The following is a 19,148-nucleotide window of genomic DNA, read 5'->3' on the forward strand; positions in this document are numbered from 1 at the left end:
GTCGAAGATGCGCTGGCCCTTGCCGTTCCGGCGGCCGGTCGCTAGATACGGGACAAATCATCGAAAGTCTGATCCGTCGCCACCGTGCACGGGGGTGGAGCTCGTTTTCATGTCTGCCAAGCAGTTCGTCTACCATATGCGCGGTCTCTCGAAGACCTATTCGGGCGGCAAGAAGGTGCTCGACAACGTACACCTGTCCTTCTACCCCGGCGCCAAGATCGGTGTGCTCGGCGTCAACGGGTCGGGCAAGTCCACGCTTCTCAGGATCATGGCCGGCACGGACAAGGAGTTCACCGGCGAGGCCTGGGCAGCGGACGGCGTGCGCGTCGGCTACCTGCCGCAGGAGCCGCAGCTCGACGACAGCAAGAGCGTGCGCGAAAACGTCATGGAAGGCGTGGCCGAGAAGAAGGCGATCATCGATCGGTACAACGACCTCGCCATGAATTATTCCGACGAGACTGCCGACGAAATGACGGCGCTGCAGGACGAGATCGAGGCCAAAGGTCTTTGGGACCTCGACAGCCGCGTCGACCAGGCCATGGACGCCTTGCGCTGCCCGCCGGACGATGCCGATGTGTCGAAGCTCTCCGGTGGTGAGAAGCGTCGCGTGGCGCTCTGCAAGCTTCTCCTGTGGGAGCCGGACCTGCTGCTGCTCGACGAGCCGACCAACCATCTCGACGCCGAGACGGTGGCCTGGCTCGAAGGTTATCTGCGCAATTACACCGGCGCGATCCTGATCGTCACCCACGATCGCTACTTCCTCGACAATGTCACCGGCTGGATCCTCGAGCTCGACCGCGGCCGTGGCATTCCCTATGAAGGTAACTACTCGTCCTGGCTGGAGCAGAAGCAGAAGCGCCTCCAGCAGGAGGGCCGCGAGGACGAAGCTCGGCAGCGCACCCTCCAGCGCGAGCAGGAGTGGATGGGCGCCTCTCCCCGTGCCCGGCAGGCCAAGAACAAGGCGCGTATCCAGCGCTATGAAGAACTGGTGCAAAAGGCCAACGACAAGTCGCCGACATCAGCCCAGATCATCATCCCCATCGCCGAGCGGCTTGGTAACAATGTGGTCGATTTCGACGGGCTGTCGAAGGGCTTTGGCGATCAGCTGCTGATCGACGATCTCTCCTTCAAGCTGCCGCCGGGCGGTATCGTGGGCGTGATCGGCCCGAACGGCGCCGGTAAGACGACGTTGTTCCGGATGATTACCGGGCAGGAACAGCCGGACGGCGGCTCGATCACCATTGGTGAATCGGTGAAGCTCGGCTATGTCGACCAGTCGCGCGATGCACTCGACGATAAGAAGACCGTGTGGGAAGAAATCTCCGGCGGCAACGAGGTGATTTATCTCGGCAAGCGCGAGATCAACTCCCGTGCCTATTGCTCGGCCTTCAACTTCAAGGGCGGCGACCAGCAGAAAAAGGTCGGTATGCTCTCCGGCGGTGAACGCAACCGCGTCCATCTCGCCAAGATGCTGAAGTCCGGCGCCAACGTCCTCCTGCTCGACGAGCCGACCAACGATCTAGATGTGGAAACGCTGCGGGCGCTGGAAGAGGCGCTGGAGGATTACGCTGGCTGCGCCGTTATCATCAGCCACGATCGCATGTTCCTCGACCGCATCGCCACGCACATGTTGTCCTTCGAGGGCGACAGCCATGTGGAATGGTTCGAGGGCAACTTCCAGGACTACGAGGAAGACAAGAAGCGCCGTCTCGGCATTGATTCCACGATTCCGAAGCGTATCCAGTACAAGAAGTTCGGCCGCTGATCGGGGAGGGGGCCCCGCCCCCTCCCCGCAAGCCGGGCGGTTGGTCTCGCGTGTTCTCGATAACGGACCGTCACCATCCGTGTCGCGAGACTGCGCTTAAGTTTGTCAGCTCCAATACTCCCATTGCCGCTCCCTTGCGGGAGGGGCAATGGACGAGGTGAACCTCGCGGGCCTATTCCAGCGGCCGCCAGTATTCCTTCACGAAGCCGCGCGGGTCGACGCTGCGCACGCTGCCCTTGTTCTTCGCGGCCTTGCCCTCGCAACCCCACGAAAAGATCGTATCACGGCCGGTGGCGTGACTGGGCACGGCAGCGCTGTCCGGATGCGTGCTGCAGTAGGCACTCGCCTCCGGGGTGGCCATCGGCTGGCTATCGGCCCGGCCGCAGTGGCGGTCCCCACCGGGAAGGCAGACATAGGCGCGCCCACCCATGCATCGCCAAACGGCGGTATTGGCTTGGTCCGGTCCCTCAAGGTCCCGGCCGAACGCGGCCTTGGCCGCAGCGAGGAGGGACGGCGGCAGAGGGCGGAGCATGTTGTCGTCGCCCGCATTCCGACAGATGTTGACGGGACTGTCCTGCGCTACGGCGGGACCGTGCGGCAGGAAGACGCCTCCGGCGAGCGCAATCACGATCGTCGCTGCCGCCTTGCCTGCAATCCGGGTTGCTGGAACTGTCATCCTTTGCCTTGTCATTCGTCTGCCACGTCGACGCATGTGATTGATGCTCATGCTAAACCTGTGATGGCGCATTTCGGCCTTCTTGCGCAAGATAGGTACAGGACAAGCTTTTGGTTCCGACCCGGGGTACCTGATTGCGACATTCAGTCTTTGCCTTCATCGCCCTGGCGCTCTTGCAGGGGGTTCTCCCGCAGGTCGCGGTGGCGCAGGATTTCGGCGCATTTCTCAGGGAGATCCGCGGCGAGGCCTCCGCGGCCGGGGTCACGACCGCGACCTTCGATGCTGAGACGGCGGGGCTGACCCCTGATCTGGGCCTCCCCAACCTCGATCTTCCCGGGCGTCGGGGACCTTCCAACTCGGGGCAGTCCGAGTTTACCCTGACGCCCGCGCAATACCTCGCACCGAAGGCACTCTCAGCGCAGGCGGCAAGAGGACGGCAATATCTCGCCCGCCATAGGCAGGCGCTGGCCGCGATCGAGCGTCGTTACGGTGTGCCAGGCTCAGTGGTCCTGGCCATCTGGGGAAGGGAAACCGCCTTCGGCGCGGCAAAAGTCCCGTATGACGCGGTTCGTGTTCTCGCCACCCAGGCTTTCGTCGGGCGACGCAAGGCTGAATTCCGACAGGAATTCCTGCTCGCCCTCAAAATGCTGCAAGACGGCGTCGTGACACGGCCCGCGCTGCGCAGTTCGTGGGCGGGCGCCATCGGCCTGACTCAGATGCTGCCCTCGCAGTATTATAAGTATGGCGTCGATTTCGACGGCTCGGGTCGGGTCGATATCTGGACATCGGAGGCCGACGCTCTCGCCTCGATCGCCAACCATCTTTCTGGTGAAGGCTGGGTGCGCGGTCTCGACTGGGCGTTGGAAGTGAAGCCCGCGCCGGGGTTCACCTGTGGCCATGCCGATCCCGAACGGGCGATGACTGTGGCTGAGTGGCTCTCACGCGGGTTCGCGGTGATCGGTGGCAAGACGCCGAGCGCCACCGACCGTTCAGCGCAGGCCTCCCTGTTCATGCCCGCAGGTGCCTATGGTCCGGCCTTTCTGATCACGCGCAACTACTACGCGTTGAAGGCCTATAATTTCTCTGATCTCTACGTCCTCTACGTCGGCCATCTCGCGGATCTGATCGACGGAGGCCGGCCTTTCGCCACGCCATGGCAAGGCATGAAACAGGCCTCGACCGCCGGTATCGCCACCATTCAGCGGGAGCTCGCCCGCCATGGCCACTACGGCGAGAGCATCGATGGGCGAGCCGGCATGCGGACACGGCTCGCCATCGGTCTTTACCAGGAGGCGCGTGGGCTTCCCGTGGACTGCTGGCCCGGCGAGACAGTACTGAAGGCGTTAGAGGCGGCGCGATGAGCGGCAACGCGCTGTATTCCGCCATCTCGGGACCGATGGTCCCATGACGTCAGGGTAACTCGGCGGGCTGGGCATGTGCTCCAGATCGGACAACGGTATCGGAAATCCGGCTGCTTGAATGGGTTTAGATAAACCGGCAGATCGGATTTGCTTCAGACGAATGATCGGCAGGGGAGAGCGTCATGGCAGATTGGAACGCGCGGCTCTATCTGAAGTTTGAGGACGAGCGCACACGGCCCTCCGCCGATCTCCTGGCGCAGGTCTCGCCGCGCCAGGCGCGGTGTGTGGTCGATCTCGGCTGTGGGCCGGGCAACTCGACGGAGCTGCTCGTGGAGCGCTTTCCCGGCGCCGAGATTATCGGTGTGGACACGTCACCGGATATGCTGGAGAAGGCACGTCAGCGGCTGCCCCACGTCACTTTCATTGAAGCCGATGTCGCAACATGGCGGCCCGAGCAACCGGTCGATGTGCTGTTTGCCAACGCGGTGCTGCAGTGGCTACCAAACCACGATGCGCTCTTCCCCCACCTCATGTCCTCACTGGCGCCTGGAGGCATCCTGGCGGTACAGATGCCCAACAATCTGACCGAGCCCTCGCATGCGCTCATGCGTGACGTGGCACGGGAGGAACGCTGGCGGGAGAAACTCGCCAGGGCCAGCGCGGCGCGCGCGCCACTCGCGCCGCCCGGCCATCTCTATGATCTCCTGAAGCCCTTCTCTCGGCGCGTCGATATCTGGCAGACGGCGTATCAGCACCCGCTGGAGGGCCCAGCGGCGATCATCGAATGGTTGAAGGCGACGGGTCTGCGCCCGTTCCTCGCGCCGCTGGATGCCGGCGAGCAGGAGGACTTTCTGGCCGACTATCTCGATCGGCTTAGCGAGAGCTATCCGCCGCTCGTCGACGGCAGGGTTCTGCTTGCTTTCCCACGCCTGTTCATCATTGCCGAGAAGGCCGCATGACCGTCACGGGCGATCTTTTCGGGCCGCGGATCTTTCCGGGCCGCCGGCTCCGGGGCAATGTCACGGCAACGCTCAAGGCGGGGCAGGGCGGCGGCACCTACGATTTTGTGACGGTGGCGGTTTCGGATCTCACGGTTACCTACGAAGGCATCCCGGGTGACAGGCATTACGGCCTGACCCGTCTCTCCGGCGCGCGGGAGCCGTGGTATCCGCGCGGCACCGAGATGCGCAATGATCGGCAGATCTCCTTGCTGGCTGCGGAAGAACTGGCGGACATCGCTAGCGGCCTGAAGATTCCCTCGGTCAAGGCCGAATGGATCGGCGGCAACATCGTCGTGGAAGGGCTGCCCGCCTTTTCGATGATTCCTCCACGCACGCGCTTGATGTTTGCCGGCGGCGTGGTCATAGCGATCGATGGACAGAATGCGCCCTGCAAATACGCGGGCCAGATGATCGCCGAGGCTTATCCCGGGCGGCCAGCCATCGCGCTCGATTTCGTCAAGGTTGCGAAGCGCCTGCGCGGCCTCGTCGGCTGCGTGGAGCGGCCCGGCATCGTCCGGGCCGGTGAGGAAATCGTCGCTCGTGTGCCGGAGCACTGGAGTTATCAGCCCGGGTAAGACCGGAGGTGCAGGCAGATCTCATCGGTGCCTGTTGCGCCATCCTCCCCGAGGGGAGGGATCGGCGTGGTGCGACTGACTTCATGGCGCGGAGAGCATCATCACACGTGTCATCCCACCCGTCGCGAAGCGACGGGCAGGAGGTGCATGGACATGACCCTGAGGCGGGCTTTTCCTTGATACCTGCCTATTCCGCCGCGCGGATGTAGTTGGCCGGATCGTAGTTGAGGATAGGCGAAAGCCAGCGCTCGACCGCGGCGATATCCATTCCCTTGCGCACGGCATAGTCCTCAACCTGATCCCGCTCCACCTTCGCGACGCCGAAATAGTAGGAGTCCGGGTGGGAGAGATAGAGCCCCGACACCGATGATCCCGGCCACATCGCGTAGCTCTCGGTCAGCGCTACGCCAACGCGCTCGCTTGCCTTGAGCAGGTCGAACAGGGTCGCCTTCTCGGTGTGGTCGGGTTGGGCGGGATAGCCCGGCGCCGGGCGGATGCCTGCATAGTCCTCGCGGACGAGCGCGTCGTTGTCGAGGTTCTCGTCCGGGGCGTAGCCCCAGAACTCCTGACGCACGCGCTGGTGCATGCGCTCGGCGAAGGCCTCGGCGATGCGGTCGGCCAGGGCCTTCACGAGGATCGAGGCATAGTCGTCGTTCTTCTCCGCGAATTTCTTGGAGATGCGCTCTTCCTCCATGCCAGCCGTGACCACGAAGCCGCCGACATAATCGGCCTTGCCCGTCTCCTTTGGGGCCACGAAATCCGAGAGCGCGAGGTTAGGACGTCCGTCGCGGCGGGTGAGCTGCTGGCGGAGCGTGAAGAACGTGGCCAGCTCCTCGGCGCGGCTTTCGCCGGTATAGAGCCGGATGTCGTCGCCGACCGCATTGGCAGGCCAGAAGCCGATGACGGCTTTCGGGTTGAACCAGCGTTCCTCGACGATGCGTTTCAGCATGGCCTGCGCGTCGCTGTAGAGCTGGCGGGCGACCTCGCCCTGCGCCTCGTCCTCGAGTATCGCCGGGAAGCGGCCCTTCAGCTCCCAGGTCTGGAAGAACGGCGTCCAGTCGATGTAGCGCACCAGTTCCGCAACATCATAGGTGCGGAAGACGCGCGTGCCGAGGAAGCTTGGCTTCGGCGGCTGATAGCTGGCCCAGTCGAGCTTCAGTGCATTGGCGCGCGCCTTCGCGATCGGCAGGCGCTGCTTGTCGGCCTCTGCGCGGGCATGGGCATTGGCGACTTTCGCGTATTCGGCGCGGAGCGTTTCGATATAGGTCGCGCGGTTGTCCTGCGACAGCAGCGAGGAGACGACGCCGACGGCGCGGCTCGCGTCATTGACATAGACGGCCTGACCGCGCGCGTAGTTCGGGTGGATCTTCACCGCCGTGTGGACGCGGCTCGTCGTTGCCCCGCCGATCAGGAGCGGAATGTCGAAGCCCTCGCGCTCCATCTCGCCCGCCACATGGCACATCTCGTCGAGCGACGGCGTAATCAGCCCGGACAGCCCGATGATGTCGACCTGCTCCTTGCGCGCGGTCTCCAGGATTTTCTGCGCCGGCACCATCACGCCGAGGTCGATGACCTCGTAGTTGTTGCAGGCCAGGACCACGCCGACGATGTTCTTGCCGATGTCGTGGACATCGCCCTTGACCGTCGCCATCAGGATCTTGCCGGCCGCCTCGCGCACGCTGCCGCCACCGTTCTCTTCCTTCTCCTTTTCCATGAAGGGCATGAGATAAGCGACCGCCTGCTTCATCACGCGGGCGGATTTCACCACCTGCGGCAGGAACATCTTGCCCGAGCCGAAGAGATCACCGACCACGCTCATGCCGGCCATCAGCGGGCCTTCGATGACATGGAGAGGCCGCTCGGCCGTCTGCCGCGCTTCCTCGGTGTCCTCGTCGATGAAATCGGTGATGCCGTTGACGAGCGCGTGTTCGAGACGCTTCTCGACGGTCCAGGTGCGCCAGGTCAGGTCTGCCTCGCGCGCCTGTTTGCCCTTGCCCTTGAAGCTCTCGGCAAGCTCCAGCAGCCGTTCGGTCGCATCGGGCCGGCGGTTGAGCACCACGTCCTCGCAGGCCTCGCGCAGCGCCGGGTCGATCTCGTCATAGACGGCGAGCTGTCCGGCATTGACGATCCCCATGTCCATGCCGACCTGGATCGCATGATAGAGGAACACCGCGTGCATCGCCTCGCGCACCGGCTCGTTGCCGCGGAACGAGAAGGAGAGGTTCGAGACGCCGCCCGAGATATGCACATGCGGCAGGCTTTCGCGGATGCGGCGGGTGGCGTTGATGAAATCGACGCCGTAGTTGTTGTGCTCCTCGATGCCGGTGGCGACCGCGAAGACGTTCGGATCGAAGATGATGTCCTCGGGCGGGAAGCCCACCTCATCGGTCAGGATCTTGTAGGCGCGGGTCGAGATCTCGACCTTGCGATCTTCCGTATCCGCCTGTCCCGTCTCGTCGAAGGCCATGACCACTACGGCGGCGCCGTAGCTGCGCACGATGCGCGCCTCGTGCAGGAACTTCTCCTCGCCTTCCTTCAGCGAGATCGAGTTCACGATGGCCTTGCCCTGGATGCATTTCAGGCCGGCCTCGATCACCGAGAACTTCGAGGAATCGACCATGACCGGCACGCGGGCGATGTCCGGCTCGGCGGCGACGAGGTTCAGGAACTCCGTCATCGCCTTCTCGGAATCGAGCAGGCCCTCGTCCATGTTGATGTCGATGATCTGCGCGCCGTTGGCGACCTGGTCGCGCGCCACATCGAGCGCCGCTGCATAGTCGCCGTTGGTGATGAGCTTGCGAAACTTCGCCGAGCCGGTGACGTTGGTGCGCTCGCCCACATTCACGAAGGGAATGTCGGGCGTGAGCGTGAAGGGCTCCAGCCCCGACAGCCGCATGTAGCGTGGCGGGTTGGCGATGGCGCGCGGCGCCTTGCCCTTCACGGCCTCGGCGATGGCCTTGATATGGGCGGGCGTCGAGCCGCAGCAGCCGCCGACGATATTGACGAGGCCCGATTGGGCGAATTCGCCGACGAGCTCGGCCATCGCCTCCGGGCTCTCGTCATAGAGGCCGAATTCGTTGGGCAGGCCCGCGTTGGGATAAGCGCAGACGAGGGTGTCGGCGATCTGCGACAACTCGCGGATGTGGGCGCGCATCTCCTTGGCGCCGAGCGCACAGTTGAGGCCGATGGAGACCGGATCGGCATGCCGCAGCGCGTTCCAGAACGCCTCGACCGTCTGGCCGGAGAGCGTGCGGCCGGAGAGATCCGTGATGGTACCGGAGATCATGATCGGCAGCGTCAGGCCGGTCTCGGCGAAGACCTGCTGGGCGGCGACCACGGCCGCCTTGGCGTTCAGCGTATCGAAAATCGTCTCGATCAGGATGATATGCGAGCCGCCGGCGATGAGGCCGCGCACCTGCTCGGCATAGGCGTCGCGCACCTGATCGAAGGTCACGGCGCGGAAGCCGGGGTTGTTCACGTCGGGCGAGAGCGACAGCGTGCGGTTGGTCGGCCCGATGGCCCCGGCAACGAAGCGGCGGCGCCCGTCCTCTTTCTCGGCAATGGCGGCGGCCTCGCGGGCGATGCGGGCACCCTCGCGGTTCAGCTCGAAGACGATGTCCTCCAGGCCGTAATCGGCCTGGGCGATCGCGGTACCCGAGAAGGTATTGGTCTCGACGATGTCGGCCCCGGCGCGGAAATAGTCGAGATGCACCTTCTTGACGGCATCCGGCTGCGTCAGGATGAGAAGGTCATTGTTGCCCCGGACGTCGTGGCCGTGATCGCGAAAGCGCTCGCCGCGGAAATCCTCCTCCGAGAACTTGCTGTTCTGCAATTCCGTGCCCATGGCGCCGTCGAGCACCAGGATCCGCTCGGCCGCCGCCTGTTTCAGGGCGGTCCGCACTTCAGCACCATCGACGGGAGGGAAATCGGACTGCGACATTGGAAATTATTCTCCGTGTCATCCCGGGGCTGTGCGTAGCGCAGAGCGTGGGATCCAGAAACGATGCGGCTGGGGGTTAGTCTCAGCCTATCGCCTATTCGAGCCTTTGAAGCGGTTCTGGATTCCGAGCTCGCCCTGGGGCGCCCCGGAATGACAGAAATTTCAAGCCGCCGCCACGGCCTTGGCCGGGACCGCAGTCTCAGCCCTTAATCCCAGGAGATGACAAATGGCATAGACCAAGTCAGCACGATTCATCGTGTAGAAGTGGAGATCCGTGACGCCACGATCAACGAGATCGATGACCTGTTCGGCGGCAACCGCCGCGGCGATGAGGCGGCGGGTCTCCACGTCCTCGTCCAGACCATTGAAGCGCGCGGCAAGCCAGGCCGGCATGCTGGCGCCGGCACGTTCGGCGAAGCTCGCGGCCTGCTTGAAGTTCTGTACCGGCAGGATGCCGGGCACGATCGGGATGTCGATGCCAGCGGCCCGGACCTTGTCGATATAGCGCAGGTAGAGGTCGTTATCGAAGAAGAACTGGGTGACCGCTCGATCGGCGCCGGCATCGACCTTGCGCTTCAGGATCTCGATGTCGGCATCGATGGAGGGGCTCTCCGGGTGCTTCTCGGGATAGGCCGAGACGGTGACCTCGAAATCACCGATGCGCTTCAGGCCCGCGACGAGGTCGTAGGACGAGGCATAGCCGCCGGGATGCGACTCATAGGTCGTGCCGATGCCTGCGACCGGATCCCCGCGCAGCGCCACCACATGCCGGACGCCGGCCTCCCAATAGGCGCGGGCGACGTCGTCGACTTCCTCGCGGGTTGCCGAGACACAGGTGAGGTGGGCCGCGGGCCGCAAGATTGTCTCGTCGACGATGCGCTTGACAGTTGCGTGGGTGCGCTCGCGGGTGGAGCCGCCCGCCCCATAGGTCACCGAGACGAAGTTAGGCTTGAGCGGCGCCAGCCGCTCGATGGAAGCCCAAAGGGTCTCTTCCATCGCCGGTGTCTTGGGCGGGAAGAACTCGAAGGATACCCGCACGGGCCGGGAGCTGTGGCGGCTGGGGCGAAAAGAAGCGGGTGCCATCAGGCAACCTCCCGTTGAGAAGAACGCGGTTGAAAGTCGGTGATGACACGGCGGTCGCGCGCCAGCCAGAGAGACACGGTGAGCTGCTCCGGATGGTCCCGCTCCGGTTTGAGATCGCGATGGGCGATGACATCGAGGCCGGCGTCCTCCAGCCATCCGCCGAGTTGCTCCGCGGCGAAGCCAAGCCGGCGATGGGCGTGCTCCTCGCGCAGAAACTCCAGCGCGTGCGGTGCAAAATCAACAACCAGCAGGCGGCCGCCCGGAGCGAGCACCGCGGCGGCCTCGCGGAGCGCGCGGGCAGGGTCGTCGAGATAGTGCAGGACCTGATGAATTAGCACGAGATCGAAGGCGTCGTGCTCGACAGGCAACGCGTGGATGTCGCCCTGCTGGAGTTGAACTTTCGCGAGACCCGCACGTTCGAGATTGGCGCGCGCGACCGAGAGCATGGCGTGGCTCGCATCGACACCGACGACTCGTGTCGCCAACGGCGCTAGCAACTGCAGCATGCGCCCCGTGCCAGTGCCCAGGTCGAGAAAGGCTTGCACAGGCTTCGCCCCGACGACCTCGATGATCGCGGCCTCTACGGCCTCCTCGGGCACGTGCAGTGAGCGCACCTTGTCCCAATTGTCGGCGAGGCGAGAAAAATGAGCTTGCGCCGCTTCGGCGCGCACCTGGCGCGCGGCCTTCAGACGAGCACGATCTCCGGCCAGCCGTTGATCAGCGCCGTCGAGATGGGCGACGAGGTCTCGAATGGCGGTGGCGGCCGGGTGATGGTCCGCCATCCGGAAAAAGGCCCAGGCGCCTTCACGGTGGCGCTCGACTATGCCCGCTTCGGCGAGAAGCTTAAGATGGCGCGATATGCGTGGTTGGGACTGGCCGAGAATATCGGTCATGTCGGAGACGGTCAGCTCGCCCTCGCTGAGCAGCGCGAGCATGCGCAGGCGCGTTTCCTCGGCCGCTGCTTTCATCGCGGCTAGAAGAACGGGAAAGGGAAGGGCAGATCTATCCATCGCCGGGCCATCTCAACACATAAAGATATGTTTATGTGAAATCCTGCGACGATGCAAGGCGGATGTCAGTGACGTTTTGCGCCCCGCGAAGCAGGGAGCGCGTTAACCCCCACGCTTGCCTCTCCCCGCGAGGAGGAGGAGGGGGAACAGGTGACGTGTGAATTTATCGAAGGCCACATAGAGAACGTGTCTGGGAAGCTATTGGGAAAAAGGTAGAAACGCCAGCCGCGCACCTCTCCGTGCGGGAGGGGTAAGGGTGGGATTACCCGCGATAAAGCCTCAAGTCTCAATCGTCACGACTGGCGTCGCGGCATCGGCGATCTTGACGCTGGTCTGGCCGCCGCAATGAATGGCGATGAGCGTGGTGAAATCAGCGATAGCCTGGTTGATGTCACCTTCGCCATTGGCCTGGATGGTGGCGATAACCCGTGTGGAACGGGGCGAAATCCCGGTGCGTGCGTCTTGCCGCCAGTTCCAGCGGCGGCACAACACATGGCGGGCGTCGGCGTACACGACCTCGCCCTCCTTGGGAGGGTCGTTTTCCTCGCCAGGTTCGGAAGCGCCCATGTCGATGAAGCTGTCGCCCGCGCGCGCGAAGCGAAAGGCAAGAGGCGGCTCGATCTTGTCGAGGTCGTCCGCGCCGCAGCACATCACATGCGTGAGCGACACGGCGTTATAGAGATCGACGAAGCTGTTCACGACCGGCAGCCGCTCGCCCGCGAGGACGCGCTTCACCAGCCGCTCGACCGAGGAGCGATAGCTTGTGCGCTTGATGCCGAAGCCCTTGTAGGCAGAGCGCCACGCGGCGATGCCAGGAATCTCTGACAGTTCGTGGCCACTCCAGCGTTCGCGACAGGCGGCCTCGCGCTCGGCGATCAGGGCATCGAGCGAGGGCGGGCGGGCTCCCTGGATCTGGAGGCCTTCAATCACGACCGCCGCGATGCGAGCCGCCGGAAACTGCGGAGAGATTTCGGCAATGGATAGTTGCATGGTCCCCGTCCCGTTCGAAGCGGGCACAGATTGCCCCCTTCGTGCTGAACGAGCCATGCCACCACCGCAAGGGCGAGTTGCGGCGGCGTACCTTGTCGAGCGTTGGCGTTGGAGTGTTCAGCGAAACGGCGGCTCGTCGAAGCTGCGCAGTTTACGGGAGTGGAGCCCGTGGGTTTCTTCGCGCAAAAGGTCCAGAGCCTTCAGTCCGATGCGCAGATGCTCGCCCACGGCCCGCTCGTAGAAGGCGTTGGCGGCGCCCGGCAGCTTGATCTCGCCATGCAGGGGCTTGTCGGAAACGCACAGCAGCGTTCCGTACGGCACGCGGAGACGATAACCCTGAGCGGCAATCGTGCCGCTTTCCATATCGACCGCGATGGCCCGCGACAGATTGATGCGCCGCCGCTCCTGGGTCCAGCGCAGTTCCCAGTTGCGATCGCCATTGGTGAGGACGGTGCCCGTGCGCAGACGTTGCTTCAGGGCATCGCCACGATCGCCGGTGATGATGGCCGCCGCTTCCTGCAACGCCACCTGGATCTCGGCGAGGGCGGGCACGGGGATATCGGTCGGCAGCAACCGATCGAGGATGCCATCCTGCCGGAGGTAGCCGTGGGCGAGCACATAATCGCCGATGGTCTGCGACTGGCGCAGCCCCCCGCAATGGCCGATCATCAGCCAGCATTGCGGGCGCAGCACCGCGAGATGATCCGTGATGTTCTTGGCATTGGCCGGCCCGACGCCGATGTTTACGAGTGTCGTGCCCCGGCCATCCGCCGCGATCAGATGGTAGGCGGGCATCTGAAAGCGGTGCCAGGCAACGGCGGTCATCCGGGCGATGGCTTCAGCTTCGGAGAGATCGCGCTCAATAACGACATTGCCGGGCAGCACGAGGCGTTCAGCACGCCCGGCGGCGAGTTCCACGAGGCCAAGGCGCATGAACTGGTCGACATAGCGGTGGTAGTTGGTCAGGAGGATCCAGGGCTGGATATGGCGCCAGTCACTCCCGGTGTAGTGCACCAACCGGCGCAGCGAAAAATCGACGCGGGCCGCATCGAACAGCGCGAGCGGCCTGACACCTGTCGTGTCATCCTCCCATAGGCCGTCGGCGATCTCGTCTCCCACCGAGGCGAGACGAGGGGGCGGGAAATAGCGGGCCAGTTCGGCCGCGGTCACTCCCGTTCCCGCGAGTTCGTCGCCGCGCTCGACCACATAAGGATAGGGGATGTCCTGCTGGCTCAGGCCGACGGTGGCCGTGGCGCCGAATTCGCCCATAAGGTGGCGGAGCTGCTCGATGAGGTAGGCGCGAAAATGCCGGGGTTGGGTGACGGTGGTTGCATAGACGCCCGGCGCCTGGAATTTCGCGTAGGCGCGGGGCGTCACCGGCATGAGGCCGGGCGGTTCGTAGGTGACCCGAATTTCAGGGTAGCGATAGGAGGCGCGCTCGGTCGCAGTCGGAATGGTCTGGTTCTCGAGATAGGCCTCAAGCGCTCGCCTCAGCCCATTGGCGGCACCGGCGTGCAGCTCGGTCAGGCGGTCGACCGCTTCCTCAGGGGTTTTGACAGCAACGAAGCCGTTGGTTCGGCTGGGCACGCAAGGCTCCCATCTTCATGGTGGACGACTTCCGCCGAATCTAACGCGAAACGCACGGGGTCGTCAGGGGATCCCCACAGGCATTCTCCGCGGATGGTTGCCGCTTCGGTTGAGTTTCCCGGCGCATCCTTTCGGTCCGGGTGGTACTTCTACAACGCATCAACGCTCACCGCGGGTGCAAACCGAGACACGGCAACGGCTCCGCTCGCACGGCAGTGCAGCATATGCTAGATACCAGTCGGGTCCTGCCACTTTCCCGGTGACAACAGAATGGTTCGAGGTTCAGTTTCGACGGCCGGCGCGACCGTCGCGAAAGTCTTGTGCCGCATCTCCTTCCCGATCATCTCAGCATTCGTTGTCCCTGCTATGACTGTGGCGCTTCCCGCCACGGTCTTGGCGGAAGGCCTCAATTCCGCTCAAGACCCCAACCGCGGAGTGGCGACATCCACGGCAACGCCAGCCCCCGCGGCGGCCGGTTGGGAATGCCTGACCATGCAACCCGTGCTGGCGCTCAACGGCCGCCTCGTTCATACCGAGGCTCGCTTTAAGACCGGCGGGCGCCTTACCATCCTTGCGATCGGCTCCTCGACCACCGCCGGCGTGGGGACGTCGTCACCGGCCGCCGCCTATCCCGCTCAGTTGACGGCAAGGCTCGAGGAAAAGCTGCCGCTCGTCGATATCGACATGCATGTGTCGGGTATCGGTGGGGAGACGGCGGTGCAGACGCTCGCGCGGCTCGAGAAGGAGGTTTCCGCGTTGAAGCCTGATCTCGTCATTTGGCAGGTCGGCACCAACGACGCCCTTACCTCCGTGGGCGAGGACGTGTTCCGGAGTCTGGTGGAGCGCGGCATCGCCGCCGCGACCGCTGCCGAGGCCGACCTTATCCTCCTTGACCAGCAGTTCTTCCCGACGATTAGAGACAAGCAGCGCTACGAGCGTTTCGTCAATCTGGTCACTGAGATCGGCCTGAAGACGAAGACATGTGTCTTTTCGCGCTATGCGTTGATGAAGGGCTGGGGAGACCAATCTGCGGTCGCCCTGCAGGCGATGCTATCAAGCGATGGCTTTCATATGAGCGACCGCGGCCATGCTTGTATGGCGCGTCTTCTCGGCCGGGAGATCCTGCGTGCGGCGCGTCAGGGCGACAAGCCGGTGGCGCTTGCCGATCCAACGTCATCAGGGGCTGTAACGGACAAGCACACCGCCGTGTCCACCCCGGGATTGTGAAGCCCCGGGCTCGCCCAACAGCGGGCGAAGATCCCCAGTGTTCAATGCCCTCGGGAAGAACCACCTTTGCTGCGGCTTGGTCTTGATGGCTGGACTTGGCTCCCCCCTGGGATGAAGTCTTGCGCCCAATACCCAAGGGGTGCAGTGAAAGCGTTATGCCGGCCCTAGAAAGATGGCGGCCGTGGACGACCGCCATCCTTGTAGGGCAGCTTCTCAGGCTATCAGTAGCAGTCCTGATAGCGGCGGCCACGATAGTAGTAAGTTTCGCAATTCGGAGCAGTGGCCGCACCGACCAGCGCGCCGCCGGCCGCGCCAACGGCGCCGCCGACCAGGGCGCCGCTCGCGCGGCCCGTGGCTAGCCCTCCAACCGCGGCGCCGGTCGCACCTCCGATCACCGCTCCGCCGACGGCCCGGTCCTGTGGCGTGTTGCAGGCCGCTAGACCGCCAGCCATTCCGACGGTGACGAGGCCAATCGCCAGGATCTTTTTCATGGGGTCGTTTCCTTTCAAACCGCGTGGAGACGTGCTCTCAACGCTCGAAAAAGCGAGACAGTTCCGGCCAAAACGGCAAATTTCCGATTTTGCGGCATGAGTCGCCGTTTGGTGCTGTATAGTTGATTGAACTTCACAGATCTTCGCGAAGTGTGATTAATACAAGTCGGATTATGTAAAAATCGTCAGTCACTAAATAAAGAATGCAACAATCTATTCTCAGAAAGCTTGACAGTAAACGCTAATTTGTCTGCCCGAAGATTGCCGCATTCTTGCGCGAAGTCACGCGCTCAAGCTGGAGTGTGATGTTTGAACGTTGCGGCATGGCGATATGATTATCGCTCTGTCTGCAGCTGCGCTTAAGGTGATGTTGTCCACATCGCTTTTTGGAACAGGAGGACGTGCGTATGGATCTGACGCGGGCATGAAGGGCGCGTACAGAAACGGCAGAATGCTGCTGACAGCTTCGTTTTTGGCGAGCGTGGGCTGCATCTCCGCCGCATCCGCCCAAGCCGAGCGGCGTGGGTTGGAAATCCCGCCTGGTCTGCAGGCGCCAGCAAAGGCTACTGGCAAGGAAGGGAAGGGGGAGTCCCGTCGCAAGGCACAGCGGGCCCGCGCGGCAGGCAGCAGCGTGGCTGCAGCGTCGGCCGGCACTTCCCCGCAGGCTGGCCCCGCCATTGAGGTAAAGGCGCTCGCGCCCGAGACGGCGGAAGCGGTTACACGTCCGCCGACGACGAAGTCGGCGGTCAAAGGAAAGCGGAAGGCACCGCGCCCGCTCGACCTGACGGCCGCATCGCTGCGCAAGCCGGTTGCCGCCTCGCTCTCAGCAGGCGCGCCTCGCTCGCCAGCTGCCAGCGCGCCAGCTGCCAACGCGATGGCTGAGGAGAGCCCCACGGACAAGGCTCTGGTGACCTCTTCGATAGCCGTCCGCACCCCGCAGCCGCCCGCCCCGGCAGGGCGAGCCCCCGTGCCGAAGCCGCTGAAGGTTGCCGTTGCGGAGCCGGGCACTGCGGAGATCGGTGCCAGCCGATCCTTGATTGATGCTGGCCCGGCCGCAGGCGGCGTGCATTCGCTGATTGCGCGTCATGCGGCGGCCAACGGTGTGCCGGTGGATCTTGCGACCGCTGTGGTTCGCGTCGAGAGCCGGTTCAATCCGCGCGCCCGCAATGGTGTCAATGTCGGGCTGACGCAGATCAGTACGGCCACAGCGCGTGGAATGGGGTACCAAGGCCCAATCCAGGGTCTCTACGACGCTGATACGAACTTGCGATATGGAATTCGTTATCTCGCGCAGGCTTATCGCCTTGCGGGAGGGGACACCTGCCGGACTGTCTTGAAGTATCAGGCCGGTCATCGCGCAACGTCCATGACGGGCGCTGCGCGGGCATATTGCGCCAAGGTGAAACCCCACGTCAGTCGGCGCTGATCCTTCGGCCCGGTTAGGTCAAGGCTCAGCATAGGCCGGCATTTTTGCCGCTGTTGGAGCTGGCAGGCTGCGAGGCATCGCCTCGCGGCGCGGTGTTTATTGAGCCATTTCGAGGAGTGAGAGTATTGCGTTTCGTCAAAATGATTGCGTGTATAAGTTTGTCTACGCTTTGCATGGCCGGCGCTGTTTCGGCTTCGGAAGCCCAAGCGGAGTCGGAAATCCCGGGCGCTCTCGATATCAATCGCATGGGTGAGCTGGTGCTCGGCGCGAAGAAGCCGAGCGCGCTGATTGATGCTCACAGTCACCCGGTCATCGGTTACAAGGGGCAGATCCGCGTGAAAGCGGGCAAGCCGCTGCGCTACAATGCTGCCTATCGCGACCGGTACACCGATCTTATCGAGCATTATGCCAAGGAGAACGGTCTGCCGGTTGGACTCGTCGACGCCGTCATGCGCGTGGAGAGCCGTTATAAGCGGAACGCGTTCAGTGGTGTCGCGGTCGGTCTCATGCAGATCAAGCCGTCGACGGCGCGCGACATCGGCTATGTCGGCACGGTGGCGGGACTTTACGCGCCTGACGTCAACATCATGTATGGTGTCAAGTATCTCGCCGGCGCCTACCGGCGCGCCGGTGGTGACACGTGCGGCACCATCATGCGCTACAACAGCGGCTATTATGCCAAGCGGCCGAATGCCACCAATCGCGATTATTGCGCCAAGGTTAAGGGCATCCTCGCGGAGCAAAACCGCCAGAAGCGGCAGGATCCTGGCGAGCAGCAGGTCGCGGACCGCGGCTGACGGTGCTCCGCGCCGCCTTGACCCGGTGGCTGGCGACGCCTATCGAACAGTCGTCAGCCGGCCGGACGGCCGCCGCGAGGGAGTGATCTCTCGCGGAGGAAAGTCCGGGCTCCACGGAAACACGGTGCCGGATAACGTCCGGCGGGGGTGACCCCAGGGAAAGTGCCACAGAAAGCAAACCGCCGGGCATTGCGATGTCCGGTAAGGGTGAAAGGGTGCGGTAAGAGCGCACCGCGCGGGCGGTAACGCAAGCGGCAAGGTAAACCCCACCGGGAGCAAAACCGAATAGGGACGACAGGCGCTTCGGCGTCAGGCCCGTTTCCGGGCCCGTCGTCCGGGTTGGTTGCTGGAGGCTGTCGGCAACGGCAGTCCCAGAGGAATGGTCGTCACGTCGGCGGGTTCACTCGCCGGCCATACAGAACCCGGCTTACAGGCCGGCTGACACAACCGCTCTCCGCCCATTCCTTCTCGCGCCTTGCCGTGCGCATGGGCGGGACGGTGGCATTGCGTGCTGCGGTTCTGATTCAAAATGTCACGCCATCGCGTTGGGTGGGAATCATTTTTCGCTCGGTGGTGCCGTGCACGAAGCCCCTATCATCGCCTTCGCACCATGTGGCGTGGGGGTTAAGCGGTAACATCCGGCTGACGGCCTGGGATTGCGCCCCACAGAGCAGCGCGGGGCTCATGGGCTTCGGCCAGATCCACGCGCAAGTTCTTGCCACAGAATCGCATTTTCGCCCTGTCCGCCGTGCCATGACGTGATCACAGATGACATCCATGGTGATGATCTTGATTCAGTTTTCAATCTCAAGTGATTGAAAGATAATCAGTTTATACTGATTTAGGGCTGATGGCCGCAAGACGCTTCGGCGGCACACGGTTCGTAGTCACAGCCCGCGCTCGTCCTCCAGGAAAGTAAATCCGCCCGGGTGCATCGCGCCTGCGTCGACCGACAGGTTAGCTGGCGATGGACGGCGCATTCCGACTGTCGCGATCTTGGCGGCCAGCGAGAGATGATCCTCGGCCGCGTGAGCTGCCATGGCTCGTGGTCCTGCGCAGCCTTTGAAAAAAAGTGACGAGATTTGGAGCGGCTTCCGCGTCGGAAGGCGTTGGACGGCAAGCCTTCGTTAACCTTGAAGGAGTGTCATGGCGGCTCCTGGGAGCCATCACCGGAACTCCCGATTCCATTGACGACCATAAAATCCCATGCTATCCCAAA

At 63.6% G+C, this 19,148-nt stretch carries 15 protein-coding genes and 1 other RNA gene; 8 read left to right on the top strand and 8 right to left on the bottom strand.

Features of this window, described 5'->3' with window-relative positions:
* Positions 1–109 precede the first annotated feature (109 nt).
* Positions 110–1,765 (top strand): energy-dependent translational throttle protein EttA, encoded by a 1,656-nt coding sequence (gene ettA / locus KIO76_RS11545; RefSeq protein ID WP_213323411.1) that lies wholly within the window; start codon positions 110–112, stop codon positions 1,763–1,765.
* A gap of 172 nt (positions 1,766–1,937) precedes the next feature.
* Here the strand turns inward: ettA and KIO76_RS11550 are convergent, their stop codons facing one another.
* Complete coding sequence (locus KIO76_RS11550; RefSeq protein WP_213323412.1) at positions 1,938–2,441, bottom strand: hypothetical protein; 504 nt, start codon at positions 2,439–2,441, stop codon at positions 1,938–1,940.
* A gap of 134 nt (positions 2,442–2,575) precedes the next feature.
* Here KIO76_RS11550 and KIO76_RS11555 point away from each other — a divergent pair, with 134 nt between their 5' ends.
* The 3 genes from KIO76_RS11555 to KIO76_RS11565 all read left to right on the top strand — a co-directional run bounded on the left by KIO76_RS11555 (position 2,576) and on the right by KIO76_RS11565 (position 5,378).
* The gene (locus tag KIO76_RS11555) at positions 2,576–3,802 is read left to right on the top strand and encodes a lytic murein transglycosylase (RefSeq protein WP_213323413.1); all 1,227 of its coding nucleotides are present in this window, start codon (positions 2,576–2,578) and stop codon (positions 3,800–3,802) included.
* A 182-nt stretch (positions 3,803–3,984) separates the two neighbouring features.
* Positions 3,985–4,761: a trans-aconitate 2-methyltransferase gene (tam, locus tag KIO76_RS11560; RefSeq protein WP_213323414.1), complete on the top strand. Its 777-nt coding sequence runs from the start codon at positions 3,985–3,987 to the stop codon at positions 4,759–4,761.
* Complete coding sequence (locus tag KIO76_RS11565) at positions 4,758–5,378, top strand: MOSC domain-containing protein (RefSeq protein ID WP_213323415.1); 621 nt, start codon at positions 4,758–4,760, stop codon at positions 5,376–5,378. Before tam ends, KIO76_RS11565 begins: the two co-directional genes overlap by 4 nt.
* A gap of 187 nt (positions 5,379–5,565) precedes the next feature.
* Here KIO76_RS11565 and metH read toward each other — a convergent pair whose 3' ends face one another.
* The 5 genes from metH to KIO76_RS11590 form a co-directional block, all read right to left on the bottom strand.
* On the bottom strand, positions 5,566–9,318 hold the full coding sequence (metH, locus tag KIO76_RS11570) for a methionine synthase (protein ID WP_213323416.1): 3,753 nt from the start codon (positions 9,316–9,318) through the stop codon (positions 5,566–5,568).
* Between the two features lie 162 nt (positions 9,319–9,480).
* Positions 9,481–10,401 (bottom strand): methylenetetrahydrofolate reductase [NAD(P)H], encoded by a 921-nt coding sequence (gene metF, locus KIO76_RS11575; RefSeq protein ID WP_213323417.1) that lies wholly within the window; start codon positions 10,399–10,401, stop codon positions 9,481–9,483.
* On the bottom strand, positions 10,401–11,411 hold the full coding sequence (locus KIO76_RS11580; RefSeq protein WP_213323418.1) for an ArsR/SmtB family transcription factor: 1,011 nt from the start codon (positions 11,409–11,411) through the stop codon (positions 10,401–10,403). Before KIO76_RS11580 ends, metF begins: the two co-directional genes overlap by 1 nt.
* Positions 11,412–11,690: 279 nt before the next feature.
* Positions 11,691–12,401: a B3/B4 domain-containing protein gene (locus KIO76_RS11585; protein WP_213323419.1), complete on the bottom strand. Its 711-nt coding sequence runs from the start codon at positions 12,399–12,401 to the stop codon at positions 11,691–11,693.
* 117 nt (positions 12,402–12,518) lie between these two features.
* The gene (locus KIO76_RS11590) at positions 12,519–13,988 is read right to left on the bottom strand and encodes an AMP nucleosidase (RefSeq protein ID WP_213323420.1); all 1,470 of its coding nucleotides are present in this window, start codon (positions 13,986–13,988) and stop codon (positions 12,519–12,521) included.
* A 270-nt stretch (positions 13,989–14,258) separates the two neighbouring features.
* Between KIO76_RS11590 and KIO76_RS11595 the strand changes: the two genes are divergently transcribed.
* Entirely contained in the window at positions 14,259–15,215 is a 957-nt protein-coding gene (locus tag KIO76_RS11595) for an SGNH/GDSL hydrolase family protein (protein WP_213323421.1), read from the top strand.
* A gap of 221 nt (positions 15,216–15,436) precedes the next feature.
* Here the strand turns inward: KIO76_RS11595 and KIO76_RS11600 are convergent, their stop codons facing one another.
* Complete coding sequence (locus tag KIO76_RS11600; protein WP_213323422.1) at positions 15,437–15,706, bottom strand: YMGG-like glycine zipper-containing protein; 270 nt, start codon at positions 15,704–15,706, stop codon at positions 15,437–15,439.
* Positions 15,707–16,157: 451 nt separating this feature from the next.
* On the opposite strand from KIO76_RS11600, the gene KIO76_RS11605 reads away from it, so the two are divergent.
* The 3 genes from KIO76_RS11605 to rnpB all read left to right on the top strand — a co-directional run bounded on the left by KIO76_RS11605 (position 16,158) and on the right by rnpB (position 18,375).
* Complete coding sequence (locus tag KIO76_RS11605) at positions 16,158–17,132, top strand: lytic transglycosylase domain-containing protein (protein WP_213323423.1); 975 nt, start codon at positions 16,158–16,160, stop codon at positions 17,130–17,132.
* Positions 17,133–17,377: 245 nt separating this feature from the next.
* Positions 17,378–17,929 (top strand): lytic transglycosylase domain-containing protein, encoded by a 552-nt coding sequence (locus KIO76_RS11610; RefSeq protein ID WP_213323424.1) that lies wholly within the window; start codon positions 17,378–17,380, stop codon positions 17,927–17,929.
* Positions 17,930–17,982: 53 nt separating this feature from the next.
* An RNA gene (gene rnpB, locus KIO76_RS11615) (RNase P RNA component class A) lies at positions 17,983–18,375 on the top strand.
* Between the two features lie 441 nt (positions 18,376–18,816).
* Here rnpB and KIO76_RS11620 read toward each other — a convergent pair.
* On the bottom strand, positions 18,817–18,969 hold the full coding sequence (locus KIO76_RS11620) for a hypothetical protein (protein WP_213323425.1): 153 nt from the start codon (positions 18,967–18,969) through the stop codon (positions 18,817–18,819).
* Positions 18,970–19,148 lie beyond the last annotated feature (179 nt).

Origin of the sequence: Chelatococcus sp. YT9, from assembly GCF_018398315.1 — a bacterium.
Lineage (GTDB): Bacteria > Pseudomonadota > Alphaproteobacteria > Rhizobiales > Beijerinckiaceae > Chelatococcus.